This window comes from uncultured Piscinibacter sp. (assembly GCF_937952055.1).
In the GTDB taxonomy this organism is placed as follows: domain Bacteria; phylum Pseudomonadota; class Gammaproteobacteria; order Burkholderiales; family Burkholderiaceae_C; genus Piscinibacter.
In genome coordinates this window covers 158,596-184,972 of sequence record NZ_CALFYO010000033.1, presented here as the reverse complement: position 1 = coordinate 184,972, position 26,377 = coordinate 158,596, and the positions used below count along the sequence as shown (strand labels likewise).

Below are 26,377 nucleotides of genomic sequence, written 5' to 3'. Positions count from 1 at the left end.
CCGGGCCGGCCACGGTTCACTTGGCCGCCGGAGCGGAGGCCGGCTCCTCGGCTGCGCTCGGATCCTCCGGCGGCGGCTCGTAGCCGTCGAACACCAGGCTGCCCCTGCGTTGCAGGTACGCATCGCGAACGAAGTTGTACTTGTCGAGCGCGATGTCATCGAGCACGCGCGTCGCGCCGAGCAGGTTGGCGCGCGTGTTGACCACTTGCAGCACCGACAGGCTGTAGCGCGAGGCGCCATCGTTGAACAAGGTGGCCGGCGAGGCCGCCATGTCCAGCGGCAGGGCGACCGAGTCGCGCAGGCTGGACGGCCCGAACAGCGGCCAGACGATGTACGCGCCGGTGCCCACGCCCCAGGCGCCCAGGGTCTGTCCGAAGTCCTCGCGCGTCTTCTCCACGCCCATCTCGGTGGCGATGTCGAGCAAGCCACCCAGGCCGAAGACGGTGTTCGTGCCCACGCGCACGATGTCGTAGACGCCGGCCGTAGCCTTGCCCTGCAGGAGGTTGTTGACCGCCGACCAGGCATCGGCGACGTTGCCGAAGAAGTTGTCCACGCCACGCCGCACCAGTTCCGGCACCACGTTCGAGTAGACCGTGGCCACGGGCTTGAGCACATGCTCGTCGAGGCCTTCGTTGAAGGCGAAGACCTTGCGATTCCAGCTCTCCCACGGGTCGAGCTTCGCGCCGGGGCCACCGCGAATGTCGTTCAGCGTCGCGCAGCCGCCGAGCAGCGCGCCGGCGCAAACCAGCGTGGCAAGGGCCAGGGCACGTCTCACTTCTTGGATCCCGCGTCCGACGATCCCGCATCGGCCGCCTTGTTGAACAGGAACTGGCTGATCAGGCTTTCCAGCACCACGGCCGACTGCGTCTGCGTGATGGTGTCGCCGGCGACCAGGTTCTTCTCGTCGGCGCCGGGCTCGAGGCCGATGTATTGGTCGCCGAGCAGGCCGGCGGTGAGGATGCGCGCCTGAGAGTCCTTGGGAAACTGCACACCGCGGTCGATCTCCAGCCGCACCACGCCCTGGTAGGTCTTCGCGTCCAGCGTGATCGAGGCGACGCGCCCGACAGTGACGCCCGCGCTGCGCACCGCCGCCCGTGCCTTCAGGCCACCGATGTTGTCGAACTTGGCAGTCACCGCATAGGTGTCGCCGCCGCCGAAGCTGGTGAGGTTGGCGGCCTTCAACGCGAGGAACAGCAGCCCCAGCATGCCCAGCAACACGAAAAGCCCCACCAGGGTTTCGATGCCCTTCTTGCCCATCTTGCGCTTTCCTTTTCAGTCTACGGCGTCGAGAACATCAGCGCCGTGAGGATGAAGTCCATGCCCAGCACTGCCAGCGACGAGATCACCACGGTGCGCGTGGTGGCGTAAGCCACACCTTCGGGCGTGGCGTCGGTCTCGTGGCCCTGGTAGAGCGCGACGAAGGTGCAGATCACGCCGAACACTGCGCTCTTCACGATGCCGTTGCCGACGTCGCGCCAGACGTCGACCTTGTCTTGCATGATCGACCAGAAGTTGCCCTCGTCCACCCCGATCAACAGCACCGCAACGACGTAGGCGCCGAGAATGCCGATTGCCGAGAAGAGGATCGCGAGCACAGGCATCGAGAACATGCCGGCAAGGAAGCGCGGCGCGAGCACGCGCTCCTTCGGATCGATCGCCATCATCTCCATGGCGGCGAGTTGCTCGCCGGCTTTCATCAGGCCGATTTCGGCCGTCAGCGAAGTGCCGGCGCGGCCGGCGAAGAGCAGCGCGGTGACCACCGGGCCGAGTTCACGCACCAGCGCCAGGTTGACGATCAGGCCGAGCGACTCGGTCGCGCCATAGGTGACCAGCGCATAGTACATCTGCAGCGCCAGCACGAAACCCACCGACAGCCCGGAGGCCAGGATGATCACCAGCGACAGATTGCCCAGCGCGTGCACCTGCACCACCACCAGGTTGAAGCGACGCAGCGAGACCGGTATGGCGCGCAGCAGGTCGAGGAAGAAGAATGCAGCGTGGCCGAACGACCGCAGCACCCGCAGCGAGCGCGCGCCGAGCAATGCGAGCGGGTTCATGCCGAACCTCCGAGCGACACGCCGAAGTCCTGCGCGATCGGTGGCGCCGGGTAGTGGAACTTGACCGGGCCATCGGGCTCGCCACGCACGAACTGCCGAACTTCCGGCTCGACGGACTCCATCAGCTCCGATGGGGTGCCCTGTGCGACGATGCGCCCGCCGTTGGCGAGCAAGACGACATGGTCGCTGATTGCCATGCACTCCGGCACGTCGTGCGAGATCACCAGAGAGGTCGAGCCGGTCACGTCATTGAGCGTGCGGATCAGGCGTGCGGCCACGCCCATCGAGATCAGGTCCAGTCCGGCGAAAGGCTCGTCGTACATGATCAGTTCGGGGTCGAGCGCGATCGCTCGCGCCAGTGCGATGCGCCGCGCCATGCCGCCCGAGACCTCGGAAATGCGCAGCCCTGCCGCGCCGCGCAGACCCACCGCATTGAGCTTCATGAGCACGATGTCGCGGATCATCGGTTCGGTGAGGTCGGTCTGCTCGCGCAGCGGAAAGGCGACGTTGTCGAACACCGAGAGATCGGTGAACAGCGCGCCGAACTGGAACAGCACCCCCATGCGGCGACGCAGGCGGAAGAGCAGTTCCCGGTCCTGCGCGTCGACGGTCTCTCCGTCGAAGCGCACGGTGCCGGAATTGGCGGCATGCACGCCGCCGATCAGGCGCAGCAGCGTCGTCTTGCCGCAACCCGAACTGCCGAGGATGGACGTGACCTTGCCGCGCTGGAAGCGCAGCGAAATGTCGTTGAGGATGATGCGGCTCGCGTCGTACCCGAACGTGACGTGGTCGATCTCGATCAGGGTATCGGCGCTCGCGCTGGATTTGTCACTCGGCATTGCGCGGGTGCTGTTTTCTTCTGCCTGGGCCGCAGGCACGCGGTCGGACGTGATCAGCCAAGCGGGCGGATTGTCGCATGGCAAAACGGCCCCTGCAGGGGAAACCCGGATACGTCTCGTGACGTGCGCTCAGCGCCTCTGGCAACGGGGGCAGAAATAGGTCGATCGCTGTGCCTGCACGATGCGTCGAAGGGGCATGCCACAGGCGAGGCAGGGTTCGCCCTCGCGGCCGTACACCGCCGCGTGCTGCTGGAAACTGCCCGACACGCCGTGGGCATCGCGGAAGTCGCGCAGCGTGCTGCCGCCGAATTCGAGCGCCTGCGCCAGGATGCGCCGGATCGCCGCCGCCAGCCGCTCGCAGCGCGCCCGGCTCACCCGTCCGGCGGGCGTGCGCGGGTCGATGCGCGCCTCGAAGAGCGCCTCGCAAGCATAGATGTTGCCGGCGCCGACGACGACATCGCCGGCCAGCAGCGCCTGCTTGATGGCGATCCGCCGCCCGCGCAGCGCGCGGTGCAGGTGCTCGCCGGTGAATGCCGGATCGAAAGGCTCGAGTCCGAGACCGGCGAGCAGCTTGGCCGCCGGCCCGGCGTCGATCGATGGGGACCAGACCACCGCGCCGAAGCGTCGCGGGTCGGTCAGGCGCAGCGTGCCGCGGTCGGTGACGAGGTCGAAATGATCGTGCGCGCCCGGTGGAGTCAGCGCTTCGCTGAACGCCAACGAGCCCGACATGCCCAGATGCAGCAGGAGGCCGCCGTCGTCCATCGGTAACCAGAGGTACTTGCCGCGTCGGATGGCCGGCCCGACGGACCGCCCCACCAACGCCGCAAGCTCGCAACCCAGGGGCCAGCGCAGCGGTTTGCCGACGCGCACCTGCCGGACCGTCGCACCCTCGATCCGCTGCGCGAAGCTGCGCCGCGTCGTCTCGACTTCCGGAAGTTCGGGCATGTGCGGAATTATCGCGAGCGGCGCGGATCGCAGGGGTCTGGTCCCCCCACTAGAATGATTTCGAGCCTCCAGGAGTCGTCGATGCCGTCCCCCACGTCCCGTCCGGGCAAGCCGCTGTTCGGCGCCCTGCTGGCCACGCTGCTGTGCCTCGCGGCACCGGCGACCGCGACAAGTCCGGCCGGCAAGCCTCCGGTCGAGAACTCGGCGCTGGACGCGCAACTGTTCTATCAACTGCTCATCGGCGAGATCGAACTGCGCAGCGGCGAGGCTGGCACGGCCTACCAGGTCATGCTGGACGCGGCGCGGCGCACGAAGGACGAGCAGCTGTTCAGGCGCAGCACCGAGATCGCGCTGCAGGCCCGCGCCGGCGACCAGGCGCTGGCCGCGGTGATGGCATGGCGCACGGCCTTGCCGCGCTCGATCGAGGCGCACCGCTACCTGATCCAGTTGCTCATCGCGCTGAACCGCGCAGAAGAGTCGGTCGAGCCGCTGCGCTCGCTCATCGAGCTCACCGCGGAGGCCGACCGTCCGGCGCTGATCCAGTCGTTGCCCAGCTTCTTCGCACGCACCGGCGACAAGTCGCAGACGCCCAGCCTCGTCGAACGCGTCGTGCAGGGCTGGCAGGACCAGCCCGCCACCCGCAACGCCTCGCGCGTCGCGCTCGCGCGGGCGTGGTTGGGCGTGCCGGACAACGCAAGGGCCCTGACCCTGCTGCAGCGCACCCATGCCGACGACGCGACCAACGAATCGGTGGCCCTGCTGGCCACCGGTCTGGTGGCGAGTTCGACCGACGCCGAGGCGATCGTCGTCTCGCACCTGAAGGCGAAGCCGGACAGTCACGCCGTGCGCCTGTCCTACGTGCGGGTGCTAACAACCTCGCAGCGTTACGGCGACGCGACAGCGCAGCTGGAGATCATCACCCGCCTCGCACCGGAATTGGCGCCGCCATGGCTGACGCTCGGTGCACTGCAGGTGGAACTGCGGCACCCGCAAGAGGCCAGTGTGGCCCTGAAGACCTACCTCGAGCGGCTCGACGGCGCCACTTCGGCGAGCAGCGCGGCCGTCCACGGCGAAGACGACGACGGCAATCCCGCCACCCTGCGCGAGCAGGGCCGCACGCAGGCCTGGCTGCTGCTTGCACAAGCCGCCGAGCAACAGCGCGACTTCAAGGCCGCCGAGGGCTGGCTGGCCAAGGTCGACAATCCGCAGCGTGCCCTCGAGGTGCAGACTCGCCGCGCCTCGCTGCTCGCCCGCCAGGGCAAGGTGAAGGAGGCCCGCGAGGTGGTGCGCCTGGTGCCGGAGAAGGCACCGTCGGACGCACGCGCCAAGCTGCTTGCCGAGGCTCAGGTGCTGCGCGACGTGAAGCTGTGGAAAGACGCCAACGCGGTGCTCGAACAGGCCAACAAGCAGTTCCCGGACGATGTCGACCTGCTCTACGAACAGTCGATGATGGCCGAGAAGCTCAACCGAATGGACGAGATGGAGCGGCTGCTGCGCAAGGTCATCGAACTCAAGCCTGACCACCAACACGCCTACAACGCGCTGGGCTACTCGCTGGCCGAACGCAACCTCCGCCTGGGCGAGGCACGGCAGCTGATCAGCAAGGCGCTCGAGTTGAGCCCCGGAGAGCCGTTCATCACCGACAGCCTGGGTTGGGTCGAGTTCCGGCTCGGCAACCGTGCCGAGGCGCTGCGCTTGCTGCGCCAGGCCTATCAGTCGCGCCCCGACCCGGAGATCGCCGCACACCTCGGCGAGGTGCTGTGGGTGATGGGCGAGCACGAGGAGGCGCGCCGCGTCTGGCGCGAAGCGAAGTCCCGCGACAGCGCCAACGACGTGCTGCGCGAAACGCTCGCACGGCTGCGGGTGGACCTGTGAGGCGGCGGGCCGCCGCGCTGGCGCTGCCGCTGGCCGCGCTGCTGGCGGCATGTGCCTCGCTGCCCTCCGGGACGCGCCCCGCAGCCGGAGAGACTCTCGCCGGCCGGCTGGCGCTGCGCGTCGACGCGATGGGCGAGGAGCAGCCGCGTTCGGTGATCGCCGCCTTCGAGTTGCAGGGCGCACCCGAGGCCGGACGGCTCAACCTGTCCACGCCCATGGGCACGGTGTTGGCGCAGGCACGTTGGGAACCCGGTCGCGTCGTGCTCGTCACCCCGCAGGGCGAGACCCCCTACCCCAGCCTCGAGGCGCTGACCCGCGACGTGCTCGGCGAGAGCCTGCCAGTGGCGGCGATGTTCGACTGGTTGCGTGGCCGGCCCTGGCCCGGCGCCGCGCATTCGGCCGCCGCGCCGGGCTTCCGCCAGCTCGGCTGGACGGTCGACCTGGCGAGCTTCGCGCAGGACACCATCGTCGCCGTGCGCGAGCGGACGCCGATCGTGACCGTGCGCGTCAAGCTGGACCGGAGCTGAAGCGACGATGAGCGTGCGCGCCTTGTACGAAGTGGCCGCTCCGGCCAAGCTCAACCTGTTCCTGCACGTGGTCGGGCGCCGCGACGATGGCTACCACCTGCTGCAGTCGGTGTTCGTGCTGATCGACTGGTGCGACAACCTGCATTTCGAGCGTCGCGACGACGGCCGGGTCGCCCGGCACGATCTTGGCACACCCCTTCCCGAGGACGACCTCTGCTTGCGCGCTGCGCAGCTGCTGCAAACCGAAAGCGGCACCTCGCTGGGCGCAGACATCTCGATCGAGAAGAGGGTGCCCTGGGGCGCTGGCATGGGGGGCGGCAGTTCCGATGCGGCGAGCACGCTGCTTGCGCTGAACCGACTGTGGGGCCTGAACTGGCCTCGCCAACGATTGATGGCGCTGGGCCTGCGCCTTGGCGCCGACGTGCCGTTCTTCGTCGGCGGCCGCCACGCCTTCGTTGAGGGCATCGGCGAGCAGCTCACGCCGCTGCCCGTGCCGCCGCTTTGGCTGGCCGTGCTCAAACCGGCCGCGCCGATCGAGACACGTGCGATCTTCGGCAGCCCGCTGCTGGTGCGCGACACCGAAGCTGTTATACTTTCGGGCTTTCTTGCAGACACGGCCGGCAGCGTGCGCCGTGTGCTCGAAGGGTTCGGCCGCAACGACCTGCAGCCGCCCGCCGAAGCGCACTGTGCGGACGTGGTCACCGCCCTCGACATGCTGCAGCGTTGCTTCGGCAACGCGCGCATGACCGGCTCGGGCAGTGCCGTGTTCGCGAGAGCAGGCACAGGCGCCGAACCCACGGCGGCGATGCCGGCGGATCTGCCGCCGGGGTGGGTGGGGCGCGTGTGCCGCAGCCTGGAGCAGCATCCGCTTGTCGGTTGGGCTCTTGACTGAAGCCGGTTGAAGGTTCGGCGCGCAAGCGGCGGACCGGTGTAGGGGAGTCGCCAAGTTGGTTAAGGCATCGGATTTTGATTCCGACATGCGAGGGTTCGAGTCCTTCCTCCCCTGCCAAATCATCTGACGGATCGAGTTGACGCGAACCCGGTGCGCAACGAGCCCGGCAAGACCTGACGGAGCGATCGTGCTGTTCAACACCGTGCTGTTCACCGGCAACGCCAATCCGGCGTTGGCGCAGGAAATCGCTGCTCATCTCGGCATCGATCTCGGCAAGGCCAAGGTCGGCCGCTTCTCCGACGGCGAAGTCGACATCGAGATCGAGCAGAACGTCCGCGCACGCGACATCTTCGTCGTGCAGCCGACCTGCGCGCCGACCAACGAGAACCTCATGGAGCTGTGCATCATGGTCGACGCGCTCAAGCGCGCCTCGGCCCGGCGTGTCACGGCGGTCATCCCTTACTTCGGCTACGCGCGGCAGGATCGCCGTCCGCGCTCGACGCGCGTGCCGATCAGCGCCAAGGTGGTGGCGAACATGCTCGAAGCGGTCGGCGTCGAGCGGTTGCTGACGATGGACCTGCACGCCGACCAGATCCAGGGCTTCTTCAACATCCCGGTCGACAACATCTACGCGTCTCCGGTGTTGCTGGCCGACCTGCATTCCAAGCGTTACGAGAATCTGGTGGTCGTGTCGCCGGACGTCGGTGGCGTGGTCCGCGCCCGCGCGCTGGCCAAGCAACTCGGCTGCGACCTCGCCATCATCGACAAGCGCCGCCCGAAGGCCAACGTTTCCGAAGTGATGCACGTCATCGGCGACATCGAGGGCCGCAACTGCGTGATCATGGACGACATGATCGACACCGCCGGCACGCTGGTGAAGGCTGCCGAAGTGCTGAAGGAGCGCGGCGCGAAGAGCGTGTACGCCTACTGCACGCACGCGGTGTTCTCCGGCCCGGCGATCGAGCGCATCAAGGCCTCGGCGCTGGATGAAGTGGTCATCACCAACACGATCCCGCTCAATGACGCCGGCAAGGGCTGCCCCAAGGTGCGGCAACTGTCGGTCGCTTTCCTGTTCGCGGAGACGATCCGCCGCATTTCCGACGGCGAGTCCGTCACGTCCCTGTTCGCGGAACAAAACGCGAACTTCTAACCGAGGAGCCTGGTCGCGGGCCCTCTTTCCATTGGAGTCATTATGAAATTCGTCGCCTACGAGCGCACGTTGCAGGGGACCGGAGCGAGCCGCCGCCTGCGCAATGCGCAAAAGGTTCCCGGCATCGTCTACGGTGCGGGCACGCCATCCATGATCGAGCTCGATCACAACGCGCTGTTCTTCGCCCTCAAGAAGGAAGCCTTCCACTCGTCCATCCTCGAGATGGAACTGAACGGCAAGAGCCAGCAGGTGCTGCTGCGCGACTACCAGATGCACGCCTTCAAGCCGCAAGTGCTGCACGTGGACTTCCAGCGCGTCGACGCCACGACCAAGGTGACGAAGAAGGTGCCTCTGCACTTCGTCAACGAGGAGAACTCGCCGGCCGTGAAGACCGACAAGTGCCTCGTCAACCACGTGGTCACCGAGTTGCAGATCCAGTGCCTGGCCTCGCAGCTTCCCGAATTCCTGACCGTCGACCTGGGCAACCTTGCCAAGGGCCAGTCGCTGCACGTCAGCGATCTGAATCTGGCCGAGGGCATCAAGGTGGTCACGCACGGCAAGAAGGACCCGGTGATCGTGTCGGTGTCCACGCAGACCGCCGAAGAGGAAGCCGCGGCGGCCCCGGTCGTCGCCGCTGCCCCGGCCCCCGCCAAGGCGAAGAAGAGCGAGAAGCAGAACAAGAAGTGATGGATTGCACGGGCCCTGCCCCGCGCGGCCCGTTGCCCCTCCAGCCCCGCCCCGGCGGGGCTTTTTCATGCCCAAACGCCGCGGATAATCCGCCGCATGATCCGTCTGCTGGTCGGCCTGGGCAACCCGGGCGCCGAATACGAAGCCACCCGGCACAACGCCGGCTTCTGGTTCATCGACGAGGCGGCGCGCAAGCTGAAGGTCTCGCTCGCACACGAGCGCAGTTACTTCGGCTTGGCCGCGCGCGCGAACACCGCCGACGGGCCGCTCTGGTTGCTCGAGCCGATGACGTACATGAACCTGTCCGGCAAGTCGGTGGCCGCGCTGGCGCGCTTCTTCAAGATCGCGCCGAACGAGATTCTCGTCGCGCACGACGAGCTCGACCTGCTGCCCGGCCAGGCCAAGCTCAAGCTCGGCGGCAGCCATGCCGGTCACAACGGGCTGAAGGACATCCACGCGCAACTCGGCAGCACAGACTTCTGGCGGCTGCGCCTGGGCATCGGCCATCCGGGCGTGAAGACCGAGGTGGTGAATTACGTGCTGCGCAAGCCTTCGCCCGAGCACCGCGAAGCGATCGACAAGGCGATCGAGCAGTCGCTCGGCGTGCTCGATCTGCTGCTCTCCGGCGAGATGGAGCGCGCGATGATGAAGATCCACGCCAAGCCACCGCGGCCGAAGCCGCCACGACGAGAGTCGCCGGAGGTGGTCGTCGTACCGAAGGAGAACTCATGAGCAGACGCACCGTCCTCGCACTCGCCATGTTTCTGGTCACGGCCAGTGCTGCGGCAGCCCCGGTCTACCGATGTGGAGCCGGCACCTACTCCCAGACGCCCTGCCCCGGCGGTCGCGTGGTCGAGAGCACCGACCCGCGCACCGCGGCGCAGCGTGCGGAGGCCCGCCGCGTGCAGGCTGCCGAGCGCAAGGCAGCGCAGAAGATGGAGCGCGATCGACTGGCCCTCGAGAAGAAGCGGAAACAGGCACCGGCGGTCGCTTCCCTGGGCCCGGTGACGGCCGATTCGGCGGCAACGCGTGACGGCGAGGGCCAGCGTGCGAAGCGGGGCGAGCCCAAGCCCGACAGCGCGGGCGGCAAGAATTTCACGGCCGTCGTGCCCGGCGGCAAGGCGGCTGCCAGCCCTTGAGCCGCTAACCCGACGCCGACGCTGACGCCGTCGCCTGTAGCTGCAGGCGACGGTAGCGAGCCCACAGCGTCTCCTTCGACTCGATGTGCGCGGGATCGACCGGAATGCAGCTCACCGGGCAGACCTGCACGCACTGCGGCTCGTCGAAGTGCCCGACGCACTCGGTGCAGCGCTCGGGATCGATCTGGTAGATCTCGGGGCCCAGCGAGATCGCCTGATTGGGACACTCAGGCTCGCACACGTCGCAGTTGATGCACTCGTCGGTGATGAGCAGAGCCATGGCGCGTCAGTGCAGGGTTCGTTCAGCTGTCGCTCGACTTCACGCGGTCGCGCAGCCGGTCGAGCACGGAGGGTGACACGAACTTGGAAACATCACCACCCAAGGTGGCAATCTCGCGTACGAAGGTGCCGGAGACGAACTGGTACTGGTCGCTGGGCGTGAGGAACAGCGTCTCGACCTCTGGCATGAGCTGGCGGTTCATGCCGGCCATCTGGAACTCGTACTCGAAATCGCTCACCGCGCGCAGTCCGCGCACCACCACTTTGCCGCCGTGGCCGACGACGAAGTCGCGCAGCAGCCCGCGAAAGGGCATCACCTCGACATTGGGGTGCTTGGCGGCCAACTCGGTGGCGATCTCCAGCCGCTCGGCGATGGTGAACATCGTGCGCTTGTGGTGGCCCACCGCCACGGCAAGGATGAGGCGTTCGAACAGGCGACTGGCGCGGCGCATCAGGTCTTCATGACCCAACGTCATCGGGTCGAAGGTACCCGGGTAGACGGCGGTGAGTCGGGTGACGGAGGTCAAGGCGCTTTCCCTTTGCACGGCGAATTCGCCGCAGTGTAGCCGCGCGTCAGCCGGAGCTTGCAATTTGTAACAGGTGCGCGTGCACGTTGCCGGCGCGCAGGTGGCGGTGAACGACGAGGCCCAGAGGCACCAGCCGATCCGCGCCGTACTCGCGGTCCGCCTCGAGGTAGACGAAGCCCTCCGGCACGACCAGCCGGACGGCCGCGGCCAGCGCCGGCTCGAACAGCGCCGCGTCGAAGGGGGGGTCGATGAAGACGAGTTCGAAGCGCTGCGGCGCGCTGGCGGCCATCCAGCTCAAGGCATCGGCGCACTCGATGCGCAGCGCCTGTGCCTTCAACCGCTCGCGCGACTGGTTCAGGCTCGCTGCCAGCGCCCGGTCGCGCTCGAGCAGCACCACCTCGTCGGCGCCGCGCGATGCGGCCTCGAAGCCCAGCGCTCCCGAGCCGGCGAAGGCATCGAGGCAGCGCCAGCCCCGCAGGTCCGCGCCCAGCCAGTTGAACAGCGTCTCGCGCACGCGGTCGGGCGTGGGGCGCAGGCCCGGGCGGTCGGCCACCGGCAGCTTGCTGCGCTTCCACTGCCCGCCGACGATGCGCACCTCGCGTGGGAGCTGGCCCCGGCCGCCCCGCGCGGCGGGCCTCATAGCCGCACCGGGATGCCGTCGCGCGCCAGCAGCGCCTTCGCCTGGCCGACGGTGAACTCGCCGTAGTGGAAGATGCTGGCAGCCAGCACCGCATCGGCGCCACCGATGCGGATGCCCTCGGAGAGATGCTCCAGCGCACCGACACCGCCCGAGGCGATCACCGGCACGTCCACCGCATCGCTGACCGCGCGGGTGAGCTCGAGGTCAAATCCGATCTTGGTGCCATCGCGGTCCATGCTGGTGAGCAGGATCTCGCCGGCCCCGTGCGCGGTCATCTGCTTCGCCCAGGCCACGGCATCCAGCCCGACGTTCCGTCGTCCGCCATGGGTGTAGACATCCCAGCCGGTGCCACGCGCAGCGAGGTCGTCACCGTGGCGCCGCTTGGCGTCGATGGCCACCACGATGCATTGCGCGCCGTACTTGGCCGAGGCATCGCGGATCACCTGCGGGTTGGCCACCGCCGCCGAGTTGAAGCTGACCTTGTCGGCGCCGGCGTTGAGCAGGCGGCGCACGTCGTCCACCGTGCGCACGCCGCCGCCGACGGTCAGCGGGATGAACACCTGCGAGGCCACCGCCTCGATGATGTGCAGGATCAGGTCGCGGCCATCGCTGGTGGCGGTGATGTCGAGGAAGGTCAGCTCGTCGGCACCCTGCTCGTTGTAGCGCGCGGCGATCTCGACGGGGTCGCCGGCATCGCGCAACTCGACGAAGTTGACGCCCTTGACGACCCGGCCACCGGTGACATCGAGGCATGGAATGATGCGTTTCGCCAGCAAGGTCAGCTTTCGCCGTTGAGTTCGTCGGCGCGCGCCTGAGCGGCAGCGAAGTCGAGGTCGCCGGTGTAGATCGCGCGGCCGCAGATCACGCCTTCGATGCCCTCGGATTCGACCGCGCAGAGCCTTTCGATGTCGGCCAGGTTCGACAGGCCCCCGGAGGCGATCACCGGGATGGTCAGCGCCTGCGCGAGCCTGACGGTGGCTTCGATGTTGATGCCGCTGAGCATGCCGTCGCGGCCGATGTCGGTGTAGATCACGCCCTCGACGCCGTAGTCCTGGAACTTCTGCGCCAGGTCCACCACCTCGTGGCCAGTGAGCTTGCTCCAGCCGTCGGTGGCGACCTTGCCGTCCTTGGCGTCGAGGCCGACGATGATGTGGCCGCCGAAAGCCGAGCAGGCGTCGTGCAGGAAGCCGGGATTCTTCACCGCCGCGGTGCCGATAATGATGTAGGACAGGCCGTCGTCGAGGTAGCGCTCGATGGTGTCGAGGTCGCGGATGCCTCCGCCGAGCTGCACCGGAATCTCGTCGCCCACCTCGGCGAGGATGGCCTTGATCGCGCCCTCGTTGACCGGCTTGCCGGCGAAGGCACCGTTCAGGTCGACGAGGTGCAGCCGCCGCGCCCCGGCGTCGAGCCAGCGGCGCGCCATGGCGGCCGGGTCCTCGCCGAAGGTGGTGGACTCGCTCATGTCGCCTTGCTTGAGGCGGACACATCGACCGTCTTTCAGGTCAATCGCGGGGATCAGCAGCATGGCCGAAGGGGCTGGTGGGGAAGGAGGGGGGGCACCCGAGCAGGTGTCGCATCAGCAGGGGAAAGCCGTCAGGGATTCCAGTGCAGGAAGTTGCGGTACAGCGCGAGGCCGTGCTCGGCGCTCTTCTCGGGGTGGAACTGGGTGGCAAAAATGTTATCGCGCCCCACCGCGCAGGTAAAGCGGCCGCCGTAGTCGGTTTCGCCAACGCTATGGCGAGGGTCCGACGGTCGGGCGTAGAAGCTGTGCACGAAATAGAAGTACGCGTTGTCCGGCACACCGGCCCAGATCGGGTGTGGCCTCGCCTGCATCACCTGGTTCCAGCCCATCTGCGGCACCTTGAAGCGGCTGCCGTCGGGCTGCAGTTGCCCTTCGAGACGGAAGCGCACCACTTCGCCCGGGATCAGGCCCAGCCCGTCAGTGGGCCCTTCCTCGCTGCGCGCCAGCAGCATCTGCATGCCGACGCAAACGCCCATCATCGGCTTGCGTGCGGCGGCGTCGAGCACCGCCTCCTGCAGGCCGGAGTCGCGCAGTTCCCGCATGCAGTCGGGCATGGCGCCCTGCCCCGGCAGCACGATGCGCTCGGCGGCGAACACCACCTCCGGCCGCGAGGTGACGATCACCTCGAAGTCGGTACCCTGGGTGACGTGCATCACCGCCTGCGACACGGAGCGCAGGTTGCCCATGCCGTAATCGACGACGGCGACGGTTCGGCTCATGTCAGAGGCTGCCCTTGGTGGACGGAATCACGCCGGCCGAGCGCGGGTCGATCGTCAGCGCCATGCGCAGCGCGCGGCCGAAGGCCTTGAACACCGTCTCGGCCTGGTGGTGGGCGTTCTCGCCCTTCAGATTGTCGATGTGCAGCGTCACCAGCGCATGGTTGGCGAAGCCCTGGAAGAACTCGTAGGTCAACTGGGTGTCGAAGCCGCCGACCATGCCGCTCTTGAACGGCACGTTCATGTGCAGCCCGGGGCGGCCGGAGAAGTCGACCACCACGCGCGACAGCGCCTCGTCCAGCGGAACGTAGGCGTGGCCGTAGCGCGTCAGGCCCTTCTTGTCGCCCACCGCCTGCGCCACCGCCATGCCCAGCGTGATGCCGACGTCCTCCACCGTGTGGTGGCCGTCGATGTGCAGGTCGCCCTGGGCGGCGATGTCGAGGTCGATCAGCCCGTGGCGGGCGATCTGGTCGAGCATGTGGTCGAAGAATCCGATGCCGGTGGCCAGCTTCGCCTCGCCGCTGCCGTCGAGGTTGAGGGCGACGCGGATCTGCGTCTCCTTCGTGTTGCGGGTGACGTCCGCGGTTCGCTGGTTACTCATCTCACAGGCTCGCTTTCAGCGCATCGATCATCAGGGTGTTCTCTTCCGGCGTGCCCACCGTCAGACGCAGGCAGTTGGCCAGCAGCGGGTGCAACCCGGCGATGTGTTTGACCAGCACGCCGCGCTGCTTCATGCCTTCGAAGCTGCGCTTCGAGTCGGGCACGCGCACGAGGATCATGTTGGCCTCGCTGGGGAAGGGCTTCACGCCGGGCATCGCCGCCAGCGCCTTCTGCAGCCGCGCGCGCTCCTCGCGAAGGATGGCGGCCTGGCGCGCGAACTCGTCGGCATGCTCCAGGGCGAACAGCGTCGCCTCGGCGTTGAGCACGCTGATGTTGTAGGGCGGGCGCACCTTGTCCACCTCGTCGATCAGCGCCGCCGCACCGGCCATGTAGCCCAGGCGCACGCCGGCCAGACCGAACTTGGACAGCGTTCGCATCACCAGAACGTGCTCGTGCTCGCCCATGCGCTGCATCCAGGTTCTCGAGGAAAACGGCTGGTAGGCCTCGTCGAACACCACCAGACCATCCTGCGCGCCAACCGCTGCGACGATGCGGTCGATGACACGGTCGTCGAACAGGTTGGCCGTCGGGTTGTTCGGGTAGGCGATGTAGGTGATGGCCGGGCGGTGCTGCTCGATCGCGGCGAGCATCCCGGCCTCGTCGAGCTCGAAGTTCGCCGTCAGCGGCACGCCGACGAACTTCAGCCCCTGCAGCCTGGCCGACATCTCGTACATCACGAAGCCGGGCAGCGGCGCGAGGATGGTGGCGCCGGGCACGTCGCAGGCCAGCGCGAGCAGGCTGATCAGTTCGTCGGAGCCGTTGCCCAGCATCAGCTTGCAGCCGGGCGGCGGCTTCGCGTGGCCCGTGAGCGCGGCGATCACGTCGGCCACGCACTGCGTCGGGTAGCGGTTGATCGCCACGCGGCCGAGTCGTTCGCCCAGTTGGCGCTGCAGTTCGGGCGGCAGGCGGAAGGGGTTCTCCATCGCGTCGAGCTTGACCAAGCCGGCACTGGGCTGGATCGCGTAGGCGTGCATCGACTGCACGTCCTGGCGGATCACGCGCTTCATGCGGTCGTCGAGGCTCATCGCTGCGGTCCCTTCAGCCGGAATTCGGCGGCCTGCGCATGCGCCTGCAGCCCTTCGCCGTAGGCCAGTTCGGCAGCGATCAGGCCCAGCGTCTGGGCGCCGGCCTCGCTCACCTCGATCAGGCTGCTGCGCTTCTGGAAGTCGTACACGCCCAGCGGCGAGCTGAAGCGCGCCGTGCCCGAGGTCGGCAGCACGTGGTTGGGCCCGGCGCAGTAGTCGCCCAGGCTCTCGCTGGTGTAGGCGCCGAGGAAGATCGCACCGGCGTGCCTGAGCAGCGGCTCCCAGCGGTGCGGGTCGCGGCTGGACACCTCCAGGTGCTCCGGCGCGATGCGGTTGCTGATCGTGCAGGCCTCCTCCATCGAGCGGGTGTGGATCAGCGCCCCGCGGCCTTCCAGCGAGGCGCGGATCACGTCGCGCCGTGGCATGCCGGGCAGCAGGCGGTCGATCTCGGCCCTCACCTGCGCGATGTAGGCGGCGTCCGGGCAGAGCAGGATGCTCTGCGCCAGTTCGTCGTGTTCGGCCTGGCTGAACAGGTCCATCGCCACCCAGTCGGCCGGCGTCGTGCCGTCGGCGAGCACGAGGATCTCGCTTGGCCCGGCGATCATGTCGATGCCGACCTTGCCGAACACGCGCCGTTTGGCGCTGGCCACGTAGGCATTGCCCGGCCCGGTGATCTTGTCGACTGCCGGCACGCTGGCCGTGCCATGCGCCAGCGCACCCACGGCCTGCGCCCCCCCGATGGTGAAGGCGCGGCTGACGCCGGCCACCGCTGCCGCGGCCAGCACCAGCGAATTGCGCTCACCCTTCGGCGTCGGCACCACCATGACGATCTCGCCGACACCGGCCACGTGCGCCGGAATCGCGTTCATCAGCACGCTGGACGGGTAGGCCGCCTTCCCGCCGGGCACGTAGATGCCCACGCGGTCCAGCGGCGTCACCTTCTGGCCGAGCAGCGTGCCGTCCGCGTCGCGGTAGGTCCAGCTGCGGCCGCAGGCCTCGAGCTGACGCTGGTGGTAGTCGCGCACCCGCGCCGCGGCGGCTTCGAGCGCACTGCGCTGCGCGGGCGTGATCTGCGCCAGCGCCACCTTCAACTCGGCCTGCGTGATCTCCAGCTGCGCCATCGAGGAGGCGGCCAGGCCGTCGAAGCGTTGCGTGTACTCCAGCACCGCAGCGTCGCCACGCTGCTCGACGTCGGCGAGGATGTCGGCCACCCGCCCTTCGATCGCCGCATCGGTCTCCGCCGACCAGTGCAGCACGCGCGCGAACTCGGTCTCGAAGTCGGCGCTGGCAGTGTCGAGATGGCGGATGGCGACGGTCATGGCTTCGTCCCGACGGCGGCTTCGAACGCGTCGATGATGGCGCGGATCGGCTCGCGTTTGAGCTTGAGCGCGGCCTGGTTGACCACCAGGCGCGACGAGATCTGCATGATCTGTTCCACCTCGACCAGGTGATTGGCCTTCAGCGTGCTGCCGGTGGAGACGAGATCGACGATCGCGTCGGCCAGGCCGGTCAGCGGCGCCAGTTCCATCGAGCCGTAGAGCTTGATCAGGTCGACGTGCACGCCCTTGTTGGCGAAGTGGTCGCGCGCGATCTGCGTGTACTTGGTGGCGACGCGGATGCGCGAGCCCTGCTTGACCGCGCCGGCGTAATCGAAATCGGCGCGTACCGCCACGCTCATGCGGCACCTGGCGATCTTCAGGTCCAGCGGCTGGTACAGGCCCTGGCCACCGTGTTCGAGCAGCGTGTCCCGGCCGACCACGCCGAGGTCGGCACCGCCGTGCTGCACGTAGGTCGGTACGTCGGTGGCACGCACGAGCACGATGCGCACGTCGGGTTTGCTGGTGCCGATGATGAGCTTGCGGCTCTTCTCCGGGTCCTCCGAGACCTCGATGCCGGCCGCCGTCAGCAGCGGCAGCGTCTCGTCGAAGATGCGTCCCTTGGACAGCGCGAGCGTGATCATTTGACTCTCTCGATGTCGGCGCCGATGCCGCGCAGCTTCGCTTCCATGCGGTCATAGCCGCGGTCGAGGTGGTAGATGCGGTCGACCACCGTCTCGCCCTCGGCCACCAGGCCGGCAATCACCAGGCTGGCCGAGGCGCGCAGGTCGGTGGCCATGACGATGGCACCCGACAGCCCGTTCACCCCCTGCACCACCGCGGTGTGCCCGTCGACGACGATGTGGGCGCCCAGGCGCACCAGTTCGTTGACGTGCATGAAGCGGTTCTCGAAGATCGTCTCGGTGACCCGCGACGTGCCTTCGGCGATGCAGTTCAGCGCCATGAACTGCGCCTGCATGTCGGTCGGAAAGGCCGGGTATTCGCTGGTGCGGAAGCTCACCGCCCTTGGCCGCCCCTGGCCCTTCACGCGGATCCAGCCCTCGCCGGACTCGATCGTGACGCCGGCCTCGCGCAACTTGTCGATCACCGCGTCGAGGTGGTCGGCGCGGGCGTCGCGCAGCAGCACGTCACCGCCGGCCGCTGCCACGGCACACAGGAAGGTGCCGGTCTCGATGCGGTCGGGCACGATGCGGTGGGTGGCGCCATGCAGCCTGTCCACGCCCTGGATGCGGATCCTGCTCGTGCCGTGGCCCTCGATCTTCGCGCCCATCCTGATCAGCAGTTCGGCCAGGTCGGGGATCTCCGGCTCCTGGGCGGCGTTCTCCAGCACCGTCTCGCCCTCGGCCAGCGTGGCGGCCATCAACAGGTTCTCGGTGCCGGTGACGGTCACCATGTCGGTGGTGATGCGGGCGCCCTTGAGCCTCGCCGCCTTGGCGATGATGTAGCCGTGCGCGACGGTGACCTCGGCACCCATGGCCTGCAGGCCCTTGATGTGCTGGTCGACCGGGCGTGAGCCGATGGCGCAGCCGCCGGGCAACGACACCGTGGCCTCGCCGAAGCGCGCCAGCAGCGGGCCCAGCACCAGGATGGACGCGCGCATGGTCTTCACCAGGTCGTACGGCGCTTCGGGCGAGCTGACCGTGCTGGCGTCGAGCGCGACGACATCCGGTTGCGCCTCGCTGCGCTCGGCCTTCGCGCCCATGTTGCGCAACAGTTTCAGCGTGGTGCTGACGTCCTGCAGGCGCGGGACGTTGTGCAGCGTGACCGGCTCGGCGGTCAGCAGCGCGGCGCAGAGCTCAGGCAGCGCGGCGTTCTTGGCGCCGGAAATGGCCACTTCGCCTGCCAACTGGCGGCCGCCGCGGATGAGGAGTTTGTCCATGAGGATGAGTGCCTTGCCCCAGGCCCACCTGGCTCCCGAGACCCGCGCTGGGCGCAGGCCCGAGCGCCGCAGTGAACACTGCGGCGGGGTTCAGTGGTGGTGGGTGGTGGCCGAATCGGCCTGCGAGGCCCACTCGGCGGGGGTCAGCGTCTTCATCGACAGGGCGTGGATCTGCTCGCGCATTCTATCGCCCAGGGCCTGGTAGACCCGCTGGTGGCGCTTGACGCGGCTGGCGCCCTCGAACTCGGCCGACACGATGGTGGCGAAGAAGTGCCGCCCGTCGCCCTCGACCTCGAGATGCTCGCAGGCCATGCCTTGCGCAATGAAGCGCTGCACGTCGGCGGGGGTCGGGTCGGCTGCCATAAGCAAGCTATTCTAGCGGCCCGCCCGGCAACGGGCCCGCGCGAGTCCGGCCCCGATGTCCTTCACCATGCCCCACGTCACCAACGAGATCGCGTTCCTCGCGCTGATCGTCGGTCTGATGCTGGTCCCCAGGGCGCTACAGCGCCTGCGCATCCCGGCGCCGCTGACCAGCTTCGGCCTGGGCATGGCGGCCGCCGCGCTGCTGGCCGGGTTCAGCCAGGATGCCACGCTGTCGCTGCTGGCCACACTGGGCATCTCGTCCCTGTTCCTGTTCGCCGGCCTCGAGATCGACACCGACGACCTGTCGCGCGGCAAGTGGCCGCTGCTGGGCCACCTGCTGGTGCGATCCGTCACGCTCGCCGGCGCCGGCTGGCTGGCCATGTACCAGTTCGGCTTTCCCTGGCAGACAGCCGCGCTGCTCGCCCTGGCGCTGCTGACGCCGTCGACAGGATTCATCCTCGAGACCCTCTCCGGCTTGGGCCTCAAGCCGGCCGAGCGCTACTGGGTGACCATCAAGGCGGTGGGCGGCGAATTGCTGGCGCTGGCGGTGTTGTTCGTCGTGCTGCAGTCCGAGTCGCCGGCGCGCCTGGCCTGGTCCAGCGGTGCACTGGTGGCCATGATCGTCGGCCTGCCGCTGCTCTTCCTCTTTCTCGGCCGATTCGTCGCACCGCACGCACCCGGCTCCGAGTTCTCGCTGCTGGTGATGGTGGGGCTCATCTCCGCCTACCTGACCTACCAGCTCGGCGTGTATTACCTGGTCGGTGCCTTCCTCGCCGGCTTCGTCGCGCGCATGCTCCGGCAGCGGCTGCCCACGCTGGCTTCGGACGCGAACCTGCATGCGATCCAGCTGTTCGCGTCGTTCTTCGTGCCCTTCTATTTCTTCTACAAGGGCATGAGCGTGCCCTCGGGAGCGCTGACGCTGGAGGCGCTGCTGATCGGCGCGCTGATCACGCTGGTGATGCTGCCGCTGCGCGTCGGCGCGCTGTGGCTGCAGCGCCGCGTCATCAACCGCGGCGAAAGTCCGCTGGCCAGCCTGCGCGTGGCCACTGCCCTGACGCCCACGCTGATCTTCACGCTGGTGCTGGCGACGATCCTGCGCGAGCGCTTCGGCATCTCCGATGCGCTGTACGGCGCGTTGCTCTTCTACGCCGCAGTCTCGACCGTGCTGCCGTCGCTGGTGCTGGGCAAGCCGGTTGACTTCGACCTGACGTGGCCGGGCCGCGAGCGCCCGCCGGGCCACCCTGACGAGGACGCGGCCGAGGCCGCCCTCGTCGCCACCGCCAGAGAGGTGAAACCATGAACCTTCGCTCCGCCACCGTGGTGATCGCGCTCGCCCTGCTCGGTGCCTTCACGCTGCTGAACTGGACCGCGTTCACCGCGCCGACGACGCTGTCGCTGGGCTTTGCCGAGGTGCAGGCACCGCTCGGCCTGGTCATGCTGATCGTCACGGCCTTCCTGTGCGTGCTCTTCCTCGCCTACATCGTCTTCCAGCAGGCCGGGGTGATCCGCGAGGCGCGGCGCATGTCCAAGGAGCTGAAGGCGCAGCGGGAACTGGCCGACAGCGCGGAAGCCTCGCGCTTCACCGAGCTCAGGGGCCACATCGCCCAGGAACTCGCCGACCTCGCCGGGCGTGGCGAACGCAGCGAGCAAGCGCTGACGGAGCGGCTGGACCGGCTCGACGCTTCCTTGCTCGAGCGCATCGCGGAGTCGGAGCGCAGCCTGTCCGCCTTCGTCGCCGAGGTGGACGACAAGCTGGACCGCATTCACCCGCCGCGGCCCGACGCGTGACCAACGGCGCCGTCAGTGGCGGATCTTGTAGCCGGTGCGAAGCAGGTTCAAGGCCAGCGATCCGACCGCCACGAAGCTCGCGCCGACGATGGCCAGGCTCAGCCACGGAGAGACGTCGCTGACGCCGAAGAACCCCCGCCGGAAGCCGTCGATCATGTAGAAGAACGGGTTCAGGTGGCTGACCGTCTGCCAGAACACCGGCAGCGAGTGCACCGAATAGAACACACCCGACAGGAACGTCATCGGCATGATGACGAAGTTCTGGAAGCCGGCCATCTGGTCGAACTTCTCCGCCCACAGCCCGGCGATCAGCCCCAGCGAGCCCAGCATGCCCGCGCCGAGCATGGCGAACACGACGATCCACCAGGGTTCGGCCGCGTGCAGCGGCGCAAACCACACCGTGACCGCCAGCACCCCCGTACCGACCACCAGCCCGCGCACCATCGAGGCTCCCACGTAGGCCACGAACCAGGCCCAGTGCGACAGGGGCGCGACGAGTAGGAAGACGAGGTTGCCGGTGATCTTGCTCTGGATCAGCGAGGAGCTGCTGTTCGCGAAAGCGTTCTGCAGCACGCTCATCATCACCAGGCCGGGAATGAGAAAGCTGGTGTAGCCGATCTGGTCGTAGACCTTGACGTGATCTTCCAGCACGTGGCCGAAGATGAGCAGGTACAGCACCGCAGTGAGGACGGGTGCGGCCACCGTCTGGAAGCTGACCTTCCAGAAACGCAGCACCTCCTTGTAGAGCAGGGTGCTCGCGCCGGACAAGGCACCGTTCATGCTGCCTCCCTCGCCGGTGCGCCTTGCATGATCTCGAGGAACACATCCTCCAGGTCGGCGCGGCCGATCTCCAGGTCCTCCGGCTTGCAGCCGGCGCTGCGCAGCGTGGCCAGGATGGATTCCACCTCGGCCGCATCGTGCGCCTTGACCTGCACGATGCGCCCGGTGACGCGCGATTGCGCCGTCAGGGAGGCCGGCAGCGCCTGGTCCATCTTGAAGCGCAGCATGGTGCTGGCCGTTCCGGCGAGCAGCGCCGACGTGCGGTCCAACGCCACCACGCGCCCCTGCTTGAGCATCGCGATGCGACCCGCCAGTGCCTCGGCCTCCTCGAGGTAGTGCGTGGTCAGCAGCACCGTGTGGCCTTCCTTGTTCAGGCGGGCGACGAACTGCCACAGCGTCTGGCGCAGCTCCACGTCGACGCCGGCAGTCGGCTCGTCGAGCACGATCACCGGCGGGCGGTGCACCAGTGCCTGTGCCACCAGCACGCGGCGCTTCATGCCGCCGCTGAGTTGGCGCATGTTGGCGTCGGCCTTGTCGGCAAGACCCAGGTGCGCGAGCAGTTCGTCGATCCAGGCGTCGTTGCGCTTCACGCCGAAGTAGCCGCCCTGGATGCGCAGCGCCTCGCGCACGCTGAAAAAGGGGTCGAACACCAGTTCCTGCGGCACGATGCCCAGGCTTCGGCGTGCCGCCGCGTAGTCGCTCACCACGTCGTGGCCCATCACCGTGACGCGGCCGGCAGTGGCGCGGGAAAGACCCGCGAGGATGCTGATCAGCGTGGTCTTGCCCGCCCCGTTGGGGCCGAGCAGTCCGAAGAACTCGCCGGCCTCGATGTCGAAGCTGACGTCGCTCAAGGCGTGCACGTCGCCTCGCGCGCCGTGGTAGGTCTTGCCGACGTTCTGGAAGGAGATGGCTGGCATGGGGCACGGATTGTAGGGAGCGCCCTGCGGGGTCGCCTGAGCCGGCTCATTAGGGGCGACGCTCGTGTGTGTGCGCCGCGAAGGGTGCTAGATTCCCGCCACCCACCGCAGCCGCACATGGCCACGCAAGCCAAAAAACCGCGCCGCACGGCCGAACGCATCCTGGAGGTCACCCTCGAGCTGTTCAATCGCTTCGGCGAACCGAACGTCTCGACGACGCTGATTTCGGCCGAGCTGAACATCAGCCCGGGCAACCTCTACTACCACTATCCGGCCAAGGACGAGCTGATCAACAGCCTGTTCGACCGCTACGAGAAGTCGCTCGGCGACTTGCTTCAGGCCGCCGACCAGGTGCGCAACGTCGAGGATGCCTGGCTGCTGTTCCACATGCTCTTCGAGCTGATCTGGCAGTATCGCTTCCTCTACCGCGACCTCAACGATCTGCTCTCCAAGAACCGCCGGCTGGAGACGCACTTCCAGTTCGTGCTGCGCAACAAGAACCAGGCCATCCAGTCGGTGATGGCCGGTCTGACGCGGGGCGGCGCGATGCGCATCGAGCCGCGCGACATGGAGCCGGTGGCCACCGCCATGGCCGTGGTGCTGACCTACTGGCTCAGCTACGAGTACGTGCGCGATCCGCGCCGTGCGCTGGAGCCCGAGAGCGCCGGCGCGGCGCTCTTGCGCGGTGCCTATCACGTGCTCAGCCTGCTGATCCCCTACCTCGAACCCGATCAGCGCGAACACCTTCACGCGCTGGCGGGCCGCTACGACAAGAGCTGAACAAGCCATCGCAACATCCCAGGAGACTTCACCATGGCCAAGTGGACCGCCTTCCCCCACGACAATGCCGAGTACCTCTACGACGCGGCGACGCTGAAGAAGAAGTGGGCGCGGCTGCATGCCGGCGACGCCGAGCCCCTGCCGAAGGACGACAAGGTGCTGGCCGCCTGGGCGCTGTTCCATGCCGGCGAGTTCCAGAAGGCCTGCGAGGCCGGCCTGAAGGCGGGTGGCGCGGGCATCACCGTGGCCAACAAGGCGCAGTCGATCTACGCCAACTACCTCGAGAAGAGCGAGAAGAACCGCCTGGCGTTGTTCCTCGAGGTGTCCGATCGCGCCGAGGCGCAGCAGGCCGAGGCGCCGCAGAACGCGAATGCCTACTACTGGCAGGCCTATGCGCTGGGCCGCTACAGCCAGGGCATCAGCGTGGCGAAGGCACTCGCGCAGGGTCTGGGCAGCAAGGTGAAGGGCTGCCTGGAGACAGCGATCAAGCTGCAGCCGCGCCACGCCGACGCGCACATCGCGCTCGGCGCCTTCCATGCCGAGGTGATCGACAAGGTCGGCTCGCTGCTGGGTCGCACCCAGGGCGCCAGCAAGGACCAGGGCCTGCTGATGTACAAGACCGCCCTCAAGCTCAACCCGAACTCGGCCATTGCCATGGTCGAGTATGCCAACGGCCTGGTGATGCTCGAGGGCGACAAGAAGATGAAGGAGGCCGAGAAGCTCTACGCCGATGCGGCCGCTTTCGTGCCGGCCGACGCCATGGAGCGGTTGGACGTCGAGATGGCGAAGGCCGAACTCGAAGACTGATCGCGCCGGGTCTGGCTAGCGCGCGCGGCCCAGCACCGCCCGCGCCGCCGCGCCCATCAGCATCGCGAACAGCGCCACTGCCCACAGCGCGGCGGTAAGCGAGCTCCAGCGTGCCAGGGCACCGATCAGCGGCGGCCCGACCATGAAGCCGAGATAGCCGACCGACGACACCGCGGCCACGCCATGGGCTGGCGCCACGCCCGGCACCTGCGCCGCGGCAGCGAACATCACCGGTACCACGTTGGCCAGGCCGAGGCCGACGAGCATGAAGCCGAGCATCGCAGCCCAGGGCGCACCTGCCGTCAGCGCCATGGCCATGCCGGCGGCAGCCAGTGCGCCCGAGGCGTGCATCAAGGCCACCGGCGAGAGCCTCTCGCGCACGCGGTCGCCGAACAGCCGGCCTGCCGCCATGGCCGCGCTGAAGGCGGCAAAGCCGAGCGCACCGGTGGCCGCATCGGTCTGCAGTTCCTGGTGCACGAACAGCGCACTCCAGTCGTACATCGAGCCCTCGGCCACCATGCACAGCGCGGTGAGCACGCCCATCCAGAGCAGGACACCGCGCGGCCAGGCGATCGGCGCGGGCGATTCGTCGCTGTCCGAGCGATGCGAGCTCAGCCAGGCCGCGGCGAACCACAGGACCGCTGCCAGCGCCAGCGCACTGCCGGCCACCTGCAGCAGCGGCGCCACGCCGGCGCGATGCAGCCCGGCACACAGCAGTGCCCCGGCCATGCCGCCCAGGCTGAACATCGCGTGCAATCCGCTCATCACCTTGCGCGGCGAGCGCATCTCCAGCGCGTTGCCTTCCGCGTTGATGGCGACGTCGAACAGCGCGCTGCCGGCGCCGAGCAGCAGCATCAGCGCGAACAGCACGCCGAGCTGCTGCGTCTGCAGCACGGCGCCAAGGGCGGCACACATCAGCAGCCCCGCCCCCTGCACGCAACGCCGCGCGCCGAAACGCGCCACCAGCGCGCCGGCGGTCAGCAGGCACAGCACCGCGCCAGCGGCCGCGGCGAGCAGCGCGAGCGAGAGCGACTGCTCGTCGAGACCGTAGTGGAACTTGACCGCCGGCACCTGCGCGCCCCACACGCCCATGGCCATGCCGAGCACGAAGAAGAGCACGCGGATGGCACGGTGCCAGCCGAGCGGCGATGTTTCGGCGTCGCCGGCGGGGGCCAGGCATTGACTTGCTTGCATGTGCTGTATTGTGCTGTAATTTGCACATTCGTGCACATAAGCGCATCATCTTCATGCCCGCCCACCGCGCCCCCGTCGAACCGCCGCGCTTTGCCGCCGAGCGCCAGCAGCGCATCGCCGAGACACTGCGGGAGCACGGTCGTGTGGAGGTGGCGAGCCTTGCCGCCGAGTACGGCGTCTCCGAAGACACGGTGCGGCGCGACCTGCGCCAGCTCGCGGCGCGTGGTCTGGTGCAGAAGACGCATGGCGGCGCTGTCGCTCTGCATGCCACCGTGCTGCCCACGACGCAACGCGCGGGCCTGCTCACCGGCGCCAAGCGCGCCATCGCACGTGCGGCGGTGAAGCGGGTGGAGGCAAACCACACGCTGTTCGTCGACGGCGGCACGACGACACTCGCGCTGGTCAACGCGTTGAAGTCGGCCGACGCGCCGCGGCCGCTGACCGTCGTCACGCACGCGCTCGACGTCGCGCTGGCGGTGGCGGACGAGCCGCGCATCCGCCTCGTGCTGGCCGGCGGCGCCTGGCTGGCAGCGCCGCGCATCTTCGTCGGCGACGCCGCGCTGGCCACGGTGCGTGCGCACCGTGCCGACATCGCGTTCCTCGGTGCCTGCGCCTTGCACCCGCGAGCGGGCCTCACGGCGCACGATCCGCAGGAGGCGGCGATCAAGCGTGCGATGGTCGACGGCGCGGCGCAGCGCATCGTGCTCACGGACGCGACCAAGCTGGACGTGGTGGCGCCCTGCGCCGTCTCGCGGCTCGACGAGATCGACCGCGTGATCAGCGACGCCGCACCCGACTGGCTGCGCGCGCAGGTCGAGGTCGAGCGCGTCTGATCGGGCCGTCTGTCGCGGCAGGCCGCGACGGCAGCGGATCGGCTGCGCCTCGATGCGGGCGGGCCAGCGGCAGCGGGGCAGTTCGACCGAACCGGTCACGTGCAGGCGCCGGCACAGGACACATCATTCCCAGGGAAAGTGACCTGACATCACTTTGCGTTTCTCACATCTGACGGCGGTTCCGGGAAATTGCGGGACGAACCTCAAGAAACGGCGTGT

At 68.3% G+C, this 26,377-nt stretch carries 32 protein-coding genes and 1 tRNA gene; 13 read left to right on the top strand and 20 right to left on the bottom strand.

Annotation, left to right across the window (positions count from 1 at the left end):
- Window positions 1-16 precede the first annotated feature (16 nt).
- From Q0599_RS24870 to mutM, 5 genes are all read right to left on the bottom strand, one after another.
- On the bottom strand, window positions 17-775 hold the full coding sequence (locus tag Q0599_RS24870) for a VacJ family lipoprotein (protein ID WP_298835392.1): 759 nt from the start codon (window positions 773-775) through the stop codon (window positions 17-19).
- Complete coding sequence (gene mlaD / locus Q0599_RS24865) at window positions 772-1,257, bottom strand: outer membrane lipid asymmetry maintenance protein MlaD (RefSeq protein WP_298835391.1); 486 nt, start codon at window positions 1,255-1,257, stop codon at window positions 772-774. The genes Q0599_RS24870 and mlaD overlap by 4 nt, the downstream gene beginning before the upstream one ends.
- 20 nt (window positions 1,258-1,277) lie before the next feature.
- Window positions 1,278-2,057, bottom strand: a complete 780-nt coding sequence (mlaE, locus tag Q0599_RS24860) for a lipid asymmetry maintenance ABC transporter permease subunit MlaE (RefSeq protein WP_298835390.1) — start codon at window positions 2,055-2,057, stop codon at window positions 1,278-1,280.
- A complete protein-coding gene (locus Q0599_RS24855; protein ID WP_298835389.1) occupies window positions 2,054-2,896 on the bottom strand; it encodes an ABC transporter ATP-binding protein in 843 nt (280 codons plus the stop codon). Before Q0599_RS24855 ends, mlaE begins: the two co-directional genes overlap by 4 nt.
- 129 nt (window positions 2,897-3,025) lie before the next feature.
- A complete protein-coding gene (gene mutM / locus Q0599_RS24850; RefSeq protein ID WP_298835388.1) occupies window positions 3,026-3,841 on the bottom strand; it encodes a bifunctional DNA-formamidopyrimidine glycosylase/DNA-(apurinic or apyrimidinic site) lyase in 816 nt (271 codons plus the stop codon).
- A gap of 81 nt (window positions 3,842-3,922) precedes the next feature.
- Here mutM and Q0599_RS24845 point away from each other — a divergent pair, with 81 nt between their 5' ends.
- The 8 genes from Q0599_RS24845 (at window position 3,923) to Q0599_RS24810 (ending at window position 10,111) form a co-directional block, all read left to right on the top strand.
- Complete coding sequence (locus Q0599_RS24845) at window positions 3,923-5,716, top strand: tetratricopeptide repeat protein (RefSeq protein ID WP_298835387.1); 1,794 nt, start codon at window positions 3,923-3,925, stop codon at window positions 5,714-5,716.
- Window positions 5,713-6,243, top strand: a complete 531-nt coding sequence (locus tag Q0599_RS24840) for an outer membrane lipoprotein LolB (RefSeq protein WP_298835386.1) — start codon at window positions 5,713-5,715, stop codon at window positions 6,241-6,243. The genes Q0599_RS24845 and Q0599_RS24840 overlap by 4 nt, the downstream gene beginning before the upstream one ends.
- 7 nt (window positions 6,244-6,250) lie before the next feature.
- The gene (ispE, locus tag Q0599_RS24835) at window positions 6,251-7,135 is read left to right on the top strand and encodes a 4-(cytidine 5'-diphospho)-2-C-methyl-D-erythritol kinase (RefSeq protein WP_298835385.1); all 885 of its coding nucleotides are present in this window, start codon (window positions 6,251-6,253) and stop codon (window positions 7,133-7,135) included.
- A gap of 40 nt (window positions 7,136-7,175) precedes the next feature.
- A tRNA-Gln gene (locus tag Q0599_RS24830) sits at window positions 7,176-7,252 on the top strand.
- Between the two features lie 70 nt (window positions 7,253-7,322).
- Window positions 7,323-8,285 carry a ribose-phosphate pyrophosphokinase gene (locus Q0599_RS24825; RefSeq protein ID WP_298835384.1) on the top strand — a complete coding sequence of 321 codons (963 nt, stop codon included), beginning with the start codon at window positions 7,323-7,325 and terminating at the stop codon, window positions 8,283-8,285.
- A gap of 42 nt (window positions 8,286-8,327) precedes the next feature.
- Complete coding sequence (locus Q0599_RS24820; protein ID WP_298835383.1) at window positions 8,328-8,972, top strand: 50S ribosomal protein L25/general stress protein Ctc; 645 nt, start codon at window positions 8,328-8,330, stop codon at window positions 8,970-8,972.
- Between the two features lie 96 nt (window positions 8,973-9,068).
- Window positions 9,069-9,704 carry an aminoacyl-tRNA hydrolase gene (pth, locus tag Q0599_RS24815; RefSeq protein ID WP_298835382.1) on the top strand — a complete coding sequence of 212 codons (636 nt, stop codon included), beginning with the start codon at window positions 9,069-9,071 and terminating at the stop codon, window positions 9,702-9,704.
- Entirely contained in the window at window positions 9,701-10,111 is a 411-nt protein-coding gene (locus Q0599_RS24810; protein ID WP_298835381.1) for a hypothetical protein, read from the top strand. The genes pth and Q0599_RS24810 overlap by 4 nt, the downstream gene beginning before the upstream one ends.
- A 4-nt stretch (window positions 10,112-10,115) precedes the next feature.
- Here Q0599_RS24810 and Q0599_RS24805 read toward each other — a convergent pair whose 3' ends face one another.
- From Q0599_RS24805 to Q0599_RS24750, 12 genes are all read right to left on the bottom strand, one after another.
- A complete protein-coding gene (locus Q0599_RS24805) occupies window positions 10,116-10,391 on the bottom strand; it encodes a YfhL family 4Fe-4S dicluster ferredoxin (RefSeq protein ID WP_298835380.1) in 276 nt (91 codons plus the stop codon).
- 22 nt (window positions 10,392-10,413) lie between these two features.
- Complete coding sequence (coaD, locus tag Q0599_RS24800; protein WP_298835379.1) at window positions 10,414-10,917, bottom strand: pantetheine-phosphate adenylyltransferase; 504 nt, start codon at window positions 10,915-10,917, stop codon at window positions 10,414-10,416.
- Between the two features lie 46 nt (window positions 10,918-10,963).
- Complete coding sequence (rsmD, locus tag Q0599_RS24795; RefSeq protein ID WP_298835378.1) at window positions 10,964-11,557, bottom strand: 16S rRNA (guanine(966)-N(2))-methyltransferase RsmD; 594 nt, start codon at window positions 11,555-11,557, stop codon at window positions 10,964-10,966.
- A complete protein-coding gene (gene hisF / locus Q0599_RS24790; protein ID WP_298835377.1) occupies window positions 11,554-12,333 on the bottom strand; it encodes an imidazole glycerol phosphate synthase subunit HisF in 780 nt (259 codons plus the stop codon). The genes rsmD and hisF overlap by 4 nt, the downstream gene beginning before the upstream one ends.
- 2 nt (window positions 12,334-12,335) lie before the next feature.
- Complete coding sequence (gene hisA, locus Q0599_RS24785) at window positions 12,336-13,082, bottom strand: 1-(5-phosphoribosyl)-5-[(5-phosphoribosylamino)methylideneamino]imidazole-4-carboxamide isomerase (protein WP_298835376.1); 747 nt, start codon at window positions 13,080-13,082, stop codon at window positions 12,336-12,338.
- Between the two features lie 68 nt (window positions 13,083-13,150).
- Window positions 13,151-13,798, bottom strand: coding sequence for an imidazole glycerol phosphate synthase subunit HisH (gene hisH, locus Q0599_RS24780; protein ID WP_298835375.1), 648 nt, complete (start codon window positions 13,796-13,798; stop codon window positions 13,151-13,153).
- A 1-nt stretch (window position 13,799) separates the two neighbouring features.
- Window positions 13,800-14,396 carry an imidazoleglycerol-phosphate dehydratase HisB gene (gene hisB / locus Q0599_RS24775; RefSeq protein ID WP_298835374.1) on the bottom strand — a complete coding sequence of 199 codons (597 nt, stop codon included), beginning with the start codon at window positions 14,394-14,396 and terminating at the stop codon, window positions 13,800-13,802.
- A 1-nt stretch (window position 14,397) separates the two neighbouring features.
- Window positions 14,398-15,480 (bottom strand): histidinol-phosphate transaminase, encoded by a 1,083-nt coding sequence (gene hisC, locus Q0599_RS24770; protein WP_298835373.1) that lies wholly within the window; start codon window positions 15,478-15,480, stop codon window positions 14,398-14,400.
- Complete coding sequence (gene hisD / locus Q0599_RS24765; protein WP_298835372.1) at window positions 15,477-16,799, bottom strand: histidinol dehydrogenase; 1,323 nt, start codon at window positions 16,797-16,799, stop codon at window positions 15,477-15,479. The genes hisC and hisD overlap by 4 nt, the downstream gene beginning before the upstream one ends.
- Window positions 16,796-17,440: an ATP phosphoribosyltransferase gene (hisG, locus tag Q0599_RS24760; RefSeq protein ID WP_298835371.1), complete on the bottom strand. Its 645-nt coding sequence runs from the start codon at window positions 17,438-17,440 to the stop codon at window positions 16,796-16,798. The genes hisD and hisG overlap by 4 nt, the downstream gene beginning before the upstream one ends.
- A complete protein-coding gene (gene murA / locus Q0599_RS24755) occupies window positions 17,437-18,696 on the bottom strand; it encodes a UDP-N-acetylglucosamine 1-carboxyvinyltransferase (protein WP_298835370.1) in 1,260 nt (419 codons plus the stop codon). Before murA ends, hisG begins: the two co-directional genes overlap by 4 nt.
- Before the next feature lie 90 nt (window positions 18,697-18,786).
- Entirely contained in the window at window positions 18,787-19,059 is a 273-nt protein-coding gene (locus tag Q0599_RS24750; RefSeq protein WP_298835369.1) for a BolA family protein, read from the bottom strand.
- A gap of 67 nt (window positions 19,060-19,126) precedes the next feature.
- Between Q0599_RS24750 and Q0599_RS24745 the strand changes: the two genes are divergently transcribed.
- Together Q0599_RS24745 and Q0599_RS24740 are read left to right on the top strand one after the other, a co-directional pair.
- Window positions 19,127-20,359, top strand: coding sequence for a cation:proton antiporter (locus Q0599_RS24745; RefSeq protein WP_298835368.1), 1,233 nt, complete (start codon window positions 19,127-19,129; stop codon window positions 20,357-20,359).
- Window positions 20,356-20,847: a LapA family protein gene (locus tag Q0599_RS24740; protein ID WP_298835367.1), complete on the top strand. Its 492-nt coding sequence runs from the start codon at window positions 20,356-20,358 to the stop codon at window positions 20,845-20,847. Before Q0599_RS24745 ends, Q0599_RS24740 begins: the two co-directional genes overlap by 4 nt.
- Window positions 20,848-20,859: 12 nt before the next feature.
- On the opposite strand, the gene Q0599_RS24735 is transcribed toward Q0599_RS24740, so the two are convergent.
- Both Q0599_RS24735 and Q0599_RS24730 read right to left on the bottom strand, forming a co-directional pair.
- Window positions 20,860-21,627 (bottom strand): ABC transporter permease, encoded by a 768-nt coding sequence (locus tag Q0599_RS24735; protein ID WP_298835366.1) that lies wholly within the window; start codon window positions 21,625-21,627, stop codon window positions 20,860-20,862.
- Window positions 21,624-22,544: an ABC transporter ATP-binding protein gene (locus Q0599_RS24730; protein ID WP_298835365.1), complete on the bottom strand. Its 921-nt coding sequence runs from the start codon at window positions 22,542-22,544 to the stop codon at window positions 21,624-21,626. Before Q0599_RS24730 ends, Q0599_RS24735 begins: the two co-directional genes overlap by 4 nt.
- A 117-nt stretch (window positions 22,545-22,661) precedes the next feature.
- Here Q0599_RS24730 and Q0599_RS24725 point away from each other — a divergent pair, with 117 nt between their 5' ends.
- Window positions 22,662-23,324 carry a TetR/AcrR family transcriptional regulator gene (locus Q0599_RS24725; protein ID WP_298835364.1) on the top strand — a complete coding sequence of 221 codons (663 nt, stop codon included), beginning with the start codon at window positions 22,662-22,664 and terminating at the stop codon, window positions 23,322-23,324.
- A gap of 33 nt (window positions 23,325-23,357) precedes the next feature.
- Entirely contained in the window at window positions 23,358-24,131 is a 774-nt protein-coding gene (locus tag Q0599_RS24720; RefSeq protein WP_298835363.1) for a hypothetical protein, read from the top strand.
- Between the two features lie 15 nt (window positions 24,132-24,146).
- Here Q0599_RS24720 and Q0599_RS24715 read toward each other — a convergent pair whose 3' ends face one another.
- Window positions 24,147-25,325: an MFS transporter gene (locus Q0599_RS24715; RefSeq protein WP_298835362.1), complete on the bottom strand. Its 1,179-nt coding sequence runs from the start codon at window positions 25,323-25,325 to the stop codon at window positions 24,147-24,149.
- A gap of 53 nt (window positions 25,326-25,378) precedes the next feature.
- Here Q0599_RS24715 and Q0599_RS24710 point away from each other — a divergent pair, with 53 nt between their 5' ends.
- Window positions 25,379-26,158, top strand: coding sequence for a DeoR/GlpR family DNA-binding transcription regulator (locus Q0599_RS24710; protein WP_298835361.1), 780 nt, complete (start codon window positions 25,379-25,381; stop codon window positions 26,156-26,158).
- Window positions 26,159-26,377 lie beyond the last annotated feature (219 nt).